This is a genomic window from Methylobacterium sp. 285MFTsu5.1, from assembly GCF_000383455.1.
GTDB lineage: Bacteria > Pseudomonadota > Alphaproteobacteria > Rhizobiales > Beijerinckiaceae > Methylobacterium.
This window is the reverse complement of sequence record NZ_KB911333.1, coordinates 1-6,987: the sequence shown is the minus strand read 5'-3', so window position 1 is coordinate 6,987 and position 6,987 is coordinate 1. Positions and strand designations below refer to the sequence as shown.

The 6,987-nt window shown below is 69.7% G+C and carries 7 protein-coding genes and 2 pseudogenes; 3 read left to right on the top strand and 6 right to left on the bottom strand.

The window, feature by feature from the left end:
- A pseudogene (locus tag H288_RS0131585) lies at positions 1-293 on the bottom strand (transposase); the annotation flags it as partial.
- Positions 294-824: 531 nt separating this feature from the next.
- On the opposite strand from H288_RS0131585, the gene H288_RS35460 reads away from it, so the two are divergent.
- Positions 825-1,034, top strand: a complete 210-nt coding sequence (locus H288_RS35460) for a hypothetical protein (protein WP_128083332.1) — start codon at positions 825-827, stop codon at positions 1,032-1,034.
- 333 nt (positions 1,035-1,367) lie between these two features.
- On the opposite strand, the gene H288_RS35455 is transcribed toward H288_RS35460, so the two are convergent.
- The 3 genes from H288_RS35455 to H288_RS0131565 all read right to left on the bottom strand — a co-directional run bounded on the left by H288_RS35455 (position 1,368) and on the right by H288_RS0131565 (position 3,136).
- Positions 1,368-1,634, bottom strand: a complete 267-nt coding sequence (locus tag H288_RS35455; protein ID WP_139215755.1) for a hypothetical protein — start codon at positions 1,632-1,634, stop codon at positions 1,368-1,370.
- 184 nt (positions 1,635-1,818) lie between these two features.
- Entirely contained in the window at positions 1,819-2,115 is a 297-nt protein-coding gene (locus H288_RS0131570) for a hypothetical protein (RefSeq protein WP_020096545.1), read from the bottom strand.
- Positions 2,116-2,416: 301 nt separating this feature from the next.
- Positions 2,417-3,136: a YafY family protein gene (locus tag H288_RS0131565; RefSeq protein WP_020096544.1), complete on the bottom strand. Its 720-nt coding sequence runs from the start codon at positions 3,134-3,136 to the stop codon at positions 2,417-2,419.
- Between the two features lie 96 nt (positions 3,137-3,232).
- Between H288_RS0131565 and H288_RS0131560 the strand changes: the two genes are divergently transcribed.
- Positions 3,233-3,841: a glutathione S-transferase family protein gene (locus tag H288_RS0131560; RefSeq protein WP_020096543.1), complete on the top strand. Its 609-nt coding sequence runs from the start codon at positions 3,233-3,235 to the stop codon at positions 3,839-3,841.
- Between the two features lie 705 nt (positions 3,842-4,546).
- Here the strand turns inward: H288_RS0131560 and H288_RS34640 are convergent.
- Positions 4,547-4,708, bottom strand: a complete 162-nt coding sequence (locus H288_RS34640) for a YqaE/Pmp3 family membrane protein (RefSeq protein ID WP_020096541.1) — start codon at positions 4,706-4,708, stop codon at positions 4,547-4,549.
- A gap of 84 nt (positions 4,709-4,792) precedes the next feature.
- Positions 4,793-6,313 (bottom strand): hypothetical protein, encoded by a 1,521-nt coding sequence (locus H288_RS0131540; RefSeq protein WP_020096540.1) that lies wholly within the window; start codon positions 6,311-6,313, stop codon positions 4,793-4,795.
- Between the two features lie 503 nt (positions 6,314-6,816).
- On the opposite strand from H288_RS0131540, the pseudogene H288_RS36205 reads away from it, so the two are divergent.
- A pseudogene (locus H288_RS36205) lies at positions 6,817-6,987 on the top strand (porin family protein); the annotation flags it as partial.

The window sequence follows — 6,987 nt, the reverse complement described above, 5'->3', positions numbered from 1 at the left end:
TCGGCGCGCGGGGCTGGTCAGTTTCCCCGGGCAGCCTCCTGCAGAATCAGCTTGTCGAGCGTGAGATCTGCGATCGCCTTCCGGAGCCGCTGGTTTTCGGTCTCCAGGTCCTTCATGCGCCGGACCTGGTCGCTCTTCAGGCCGCCGTACTCCTTGCGCCAGCGGTAGTACGTCACCTCCGTCACGCCAATCGTGCGGATCGCGTCCCCGACGCTCTGGCCCTGCGAGACCAGCACATCCACCTGCCGCAGCTTGGCGACGACATCCTCCGGCTTGTGCCCCTTCGTTCCCATCTGTCCGTCCTCGTCCTGGCCCGAAAGCCATACCTCAGGGCGGACCACTTCACTGGGGGCGGATCAGCTTGTTCTCGAACTGTCATGATCGGTCTGCATAGGGTTATTCCGCGGTGCAATATGACTCTTCGCACCGCACGCACGGAGCCGATCCGGCATCTTGGTTGCAGACGAACTCACCGGGCCTGACTGCAGGCCTGCCGCTTGATGAAAGGAGTGCACGACATGGTCCTGAAGGGCTTCTCCTACGCGATGATCGGCGCCTTCCTGGGCGGCCTCGCGATGACTGTCGCTGGCTCGGCCAGTGTGCTGATGGGCCTGTAAGGGCCTCGGACTACACGCGGCCTCAGCGGCCGCCGAGATCAGCGAGTGGATGAGCGGCGGGGTGCGAACCCCGCCGTTTCCGTATGCGAGGCAGGGGCAAATCACAGCAACGCCTCTCCAGCCTCGAACCCGGTCAACTCGCATCGATGCGGCGTCCGGACCTGCTCTGACACTCGCTGTGTTACTCCTGCACACGGAGAGCGTCTGATGCCCGATGAACCACTAACCTCGAACACGCAGGATCTCGCAGACGCCGAGTACGACGCCGAGCGCTGGGCCCGAGTTGGCGCCGAACAGAAATCCATTCGTCCGATCAGCCCCAAGGCACCCTCAGACCCGCTGGAAGGCCCGGATGTCGGCTTGACGCAGAAGGGCACTGACGAGGATGCAGTCGTGAAGCGTGAGACGGACGTGTGAGCGCTCTGGTTGGTGCACGTCCAGCCGCACACCTTCAAGCAACAATCGGAGCAATCCTCGCGACATTCAGCTTGGCCATAAGGCGGCCTCGGAATAGCCGAGCTGACGAGGCCATGATGACCAAGCCGATCACCCTGACGAACCGTCTCGTCGACGCTGTCGTGACGGCTGCCATGGCGTTCAGCCTGATCGTGCACGCACAGTTCATGATCCTGCCGCCGCACTTCGTGTGAGCAACTGCCAGTCAGCACAGCTCCAAGAATGCCTATCGCGAACACGCGTGAGGCAGTCATACCCACGCACCCGCCTCGCTCGCGAACTCAGCCGTATCGATTATTGACTGCCCGTCTGTCGTCCTTGAACTACATCCGGAGGCAATAGCGCGAGGTCAATCAGATCCTTCACGGTCGCCCCGGCCACACCGCGAGGATCTTCGCTACCTACTAACTTGAGATTTTCAGCCAGCATTTTGATGATCGCCACTCGCTGTTCGTCGGCCATCAACGATATGGTCATACCGAGAGCCGACTGCAGAATTTCGAAACGCACTGTCAGGTCGCGGAGCTCTTCGAGCAAGATGTTTTCGAGTGGCGAGGACACGGGCAGCTCCATCGGTACCAATGCCCCCAAAGTAGCGCGCTTGCTGAGGTTCGCCTGTGCGAGGGCCTACTCACTTCGGAGGTATGAGGTGGGCGAGCCGTGCGCTGCCCGCCGCAGCCGATGCGGTCGAAGACGCGGCGTTCGGCCGACGTGCGGCCGGGATGGAGCATGGGGGGCTCGGTCATCAGCAAGCCTCCGGCTGGGCGGCAAGCTCGGTCTCGACCAGTTCAGCGGTGCGCAGGACGGCAGGCCCGACGAAGTCGGCGATGGCGCGGCCCTTCTCGTCGTCCGGCAGGCTGGCGACGATCTCCAGGCCGACGGAGGCGCCGAGCAGCACGACGTGGATCAGTCCGGTCGGCTCGTCCGTGCGGCGGGCGAGGGAGACGATCAACGGGCCGGCGTGCCCGTACAGGGCGATCTCCTCGTAGTGCGCTGTCGAGGCCGGCTTCGAACGGGTCGGCAGGGTGATGACGTTCGACATGATGGCTCCTCTCAAGCTGTGGAACGGGTGAGGGCGGGGCAGGCCACCAGGATCTGGTAGCGGTCGGTGGTAGCGAGCGCGGTGAAGGCGACTCAGCTACTCCTCAGCAAGCTCGGCAAATGGCTCTTGGCCGTTCCGACAAGGCCAAATTCGCCAATCATTTCTGTGTGAGGGCAAACCGCGAACCTGTCGGAATGAAGCCTGTTTTGGTTCAGCACTCCGTTGCCTTCTAAGCGGCAGGTCGTAGGTTCGAGCCCTACCGGGGTCGCCAGGTCATTCCGCGTGGCCCTGTCATCCGGCCCTACGGCGCGGCCGGCGCGGCGGGGTTCGCCGCCTCCTGCCGGTCCGGCAGGCTCCGCTTCCAGCGCGCCCGCAGGACGGCGGGCCGGAGGCCGTGCCGCTCCTCCAGGAACTCGGCGTCCGTGATCCGGTCCGTGCGGAAGTGCCGGAACGCCCCGCGCAGCTCGCACCAGCCGGCCACCATCCGGGCCTGATCGAAGAACCCGACGATCACCGGCCAGATCACGCGCCGGCTCGGATCGCCGCGGACGTCGCGGTACTGGATGCGGATCTTGCGGCCCTCGCGGATCCAGGTCCGCGCGCGGGCGACGTCGATCCCGTCCGCGGCCTGCGCGAAGGCCGTCGGCGTGCCGATCGACGGATCGGCGATGAGCGGGCGCAGGCGCTCGGGGACCACGGCGGTGATCTTGGCGATGAGATCGCGCGCCGCCTTGGCGAGGACCGGCTCGCCCCGTCCCGCGACCCACTGCGCGCCGAGGACGGCCGCCTCGATCTCGTCGGGCGTCAGCATCAGCGGCGGCATGTCGAACGCCTCGCCGAGCACGTAGCCGAGCCCGGCCTCGCCCAGGATCGGCACGCGCTGGCCGACGAGGTCGGCGACGTCGCGGTAGACCGTGCGGACCGAGACCTCCAGCTCTCCGGCGATCTCGGCGGCCGTCACCGGGCGCGGCGAGCGACGCAGGATCTGGATGATCTGAAACAGCCTGTCCGCGCGCCGCATCCACCGACTCCTGCTGACAGAATGCTGTCAGCAGGGCGTCCCTACAAGTCCTCCCGCCACGGCCATCCCGCGCGCCGTGCCGACAGGAACCGCGCCATGATCACCCTGTACCACGCCCCGCAATCGCGCTCCTCGCGCATCGTCTGGCTCTTGGAGGAGATGGGGGTTCCCTACACCATCGCGCCGGTCTCGATCTTCCGGCCGATGACGGGCGAGGGCGTGCCGGACGCCGCCAACCCGCATCCCGACAAGCGCGTCCCGGCCGTCCTGCACGCGGGCGGTCTGGTCACCGAGTCCCAGGCCATCGTACTCTACCTGGCGGAGACGTTCCCCGAAGCCGGGCTGGCGCCGGCGGTGGGCGCCCCCGAGCGCGGCGCGTACCTGACGTGGATGGCCTGGTACGTCGCCGAGTTCGAGCCCGCGCTGTTCGCCGGCCTGACGGGTGAGCTCGCGGGATCGCCGCAGAAGCGCCGGAACCACGCGGCGGTGGTCGACCGCCTGGAAGCCGCCCTGGCGCGCGGCCCCTACGTGATGGGCGCGCGGTTCTCCGGCGCCGACATCCTGATCGGCAGCGCCCTGGGCTTCGGCCGCGCGGCCTTCCCGGCGAGCGCGGCCCTCGATGCCTATCTGGACCGCTGCCGGGCGCGCCCGGCCGCCCTGCGCGCCGCGGCGAAGGACGGCGCGTCGGGGCCGCAATCTGCCTAGCGCCGACGGGGCGCCGCTCGCGATTCCCGGGTGGCCGGAAGCGGCCCGCGCGCGGCGATTCCGAGCGGCTCCGGCGACCGCAGGTGTTCCGGGACACGCCGGGCCCGAAAGCTTGGGCGTACATCGGAATCACACCGCGAACACAGTCGCGAACCCGATGGAGACGACGATGACCTGGACCAACCGCATCGCCCTGGCCGCAACCCTGATCGCCGGCGCGGTCGCCCTCGTGACCTACGCGCAGGCCCTCAGCCTGCCGGCCCATTTCGCGTGAGCGAGACGGCCCCGGCGGCACGCCCGCTGACCGTCGCCGCCTGAACGCGCGCCGAACGGTTCCGCGGTGCAGCGTGACTCTTCGCACCGCACGCGCTCGGCCGATCCGGCATCAACGTTGCAGACGAACCGACCGGGTCCGGCTGAGGACCCGCCGCTTGATGAAAGGAGTGCACGACATGGTCCTGAAGGGCTTCTCCTACGCGATGATCGGCGCCTTCCTGGGCGGCCTCGCGATGACGGTGACCGGCTCGGCCGGGGTGCTGATGGGCTTCTGAGCCGCGGCGGCCCTCGGGGCCGCCCGGGCGACGGACTGCCCGAACGGACGGTGTGAGCGGCGGGGCGAGAGCCCCGCCGTTCCCGTATGCGGGGTTCGGACCGCGCGGCGGAGCCGCCGATCCCGGCCGCTCCGCCCCGGTCAGGCCGCCCTGGTCAGGCCGTTTCCTTGCGGGTGACGACGAGCGCCCAGATCGTCGCCGGGATCCATCCGATGATCGTCAGGTGGAGGATGATGCAGAGGATGCCCTGAAACACCTTTCCGCGCAGGAACATGGCGAGCCACGGCGCGAGAAAGCAGATGAGGATCATGATCATGGGGGCAACGGGTCTCCGCGTTCGTGAGCGAACACGGATCGCGGCGGCTGGTTCCGGACGGCCGAGCTTCCGCCGCGGCCCGGCCTAGGCGTCGGACCGCGCGCTCAGATACGCCCTGAGACGCGAGGCCCGACTGGAGCCGTCGATGCACTCGATCCCGCCGCCCGTGTTGAGCGTGTGGAGGCAGCTGCCGGGCCAGGCCGGGCCGGGCTCGATCCGGTCGAGGATGGTCTGGGCGAACCCCTCCGGGTCGAGCCGGTCGATGCGCGCCAGCGACAGGGCGCGTCCGTAACCGTGGGCGCAATCCTGGACCGGCCGGATCAGGACCCCGTCGCGCGCGACGATCCGGCCCGCGGGCCGGGCGAAGGACGGGTCGACCAGCACGGGATTGGCCGGATGCGGCGCGTACGGCCCCCGGAAGTCGGGCGCGGACCAGAGATACAGCGCGTCGTGGTGGCAGCCCGATCCGGGCGGGGCGCCGACGGGCGCGTCCCGGACGGTGGCGAACATCCACCAGCGGCCGCCGTGCTCGAGGAGCGTTGCGTCGCTCGCGACCACGCCGGAGAGGAGCGTCGCCTCTTTCACCCAGCCGCCCGGATAGCGGGTCGCCCGGTAGAGATCGACCGTGCCGGCCGCGGAACTCTCCGGCACCATCCAGACGGAGCCCGCGCGCGCGAACACGAACGGGTAGGAGAGGTGGTGCGGCTCCTCCAGCACCGGGACGGGCGGCCCCTCGGGCCCGTCCGGCCCGAAGCGGACCGCCGAGATGATCGCCTTGCCGGTCGCGTGCGGAAACTCCTCCACGAAGACGTGGGTCGTCCCGTCGACCGCGAGGGGGAACGGGTCGGCGTAGAAGCGCCGCCCGTCGTCGGGCAGCACCTGCCAGCCCTCCGCGGGATGGCGGCCCAGCGCGACGAGGTCCGGCCCGCGGAGGGTCCGCCACCCGGTGCGCCAGTGTGGGGCGTGGTAGCACAGCCTGTACAGGCGGCCGACGAGGCTCCGGGCGACGAGCCGCGCCGGCCGGGACGCCAGGATCCGCGCCGGACGGGCGGGCGCGGCCGCGGCCGCGGCGGGCGTCGCCGCGAAGGCGCGGCCGTCCGACCGGGCCCGCAGGGCGGCGGCGACGAGTGTCGCCGTGCGCGACAGGGCATCCTCGAACGAGACGGCGATGGAACCTCGGTAGTCCGAGCCGAGGCGACCCGCGGCGACGACGGTGCCGCCTTCGAGGAGGTCGAGATGCGGGACCCGGCCGGCGAGCAGGCTCGCGAGCAGGCCGGTCTCGCCGAGGCCGCCGTCGTAGGCCACGCGCCAGACCGGGCAGGAGGCGGCCGCGTCGCCGCACAGGTCGAGCACGAGGTCCGGGGTCCCGGGACGGGTCCAGGCCGCGAGATCGGCGGGCGGCACGGGCCGCGACCCGTTCGGCGCCAGCCGGAAGATCAGGGCTTCCAGGCGGAACAGCAGGTCGGCCTGTGCCGGCCACCCGTCCGGACCGGGCGCGGCGTCGACGCTCACCGCCGCGATACCCGGCAGGCCGGACAGCCGGTCCAGCAGCGCGACGTGCCAGCGCCGCGGGTTCGCGCCGTCGAGGCGAACTCTCACATGCATGGCGCCCCGGTTCCCATCGCGCGGTCGTCGCGACGACGACTGTCGAGTCCATCTATTTTCCCGTTGGTAACAGGAGTCATAACTTCGGATCGAGGCCCGGGACGCGCGGGTGATCGGACCCTCGATCGGGATCCGCGGGATGAAAACCTGTCTCGCGGCGGCGGGGGCGTTCCGGCCCCTTGCCGGGTCGCCCAGGCCGGTGTCGGGATCCCGCGGGAGCGATCGGGATCGCCGCCGCGCCGGCCGGCGGCCGACCGGCACCGGGTGTGGCGTGCCCGTCACACCCGGTGCCAACCCGACATGTCGATGCAACCAAAACGCTGCCGCGTTGTGGTCGCGCTCACCCGCGTAATGCGCGCTGTATTTCCGCGCTTCGTCGCGTCTTGAAGGATGCTCTACTCTGGCATTTCGGGCCTTCGACAGGCGGTGTGACCTCAAAACTACAGCCATTTCCCCCGGTGATCGGTAGCCACACCGCCAGATCACACATTCGGGGAACCGACATGACCAAGCTCCTGGCCTCGCTGGCCGCCTTCACGTCCCTCACCGCCGCCGCCTCGGCCGCCGACCTGCCGCGCCGCGCCGCCCCGCCGCCGGTGTTCACCCCCGTCCCGGTCTTCACCTGGACCGGCGCCTACTTCGGTATCAACGCCGGCTACGCCTTCGACGCCAGC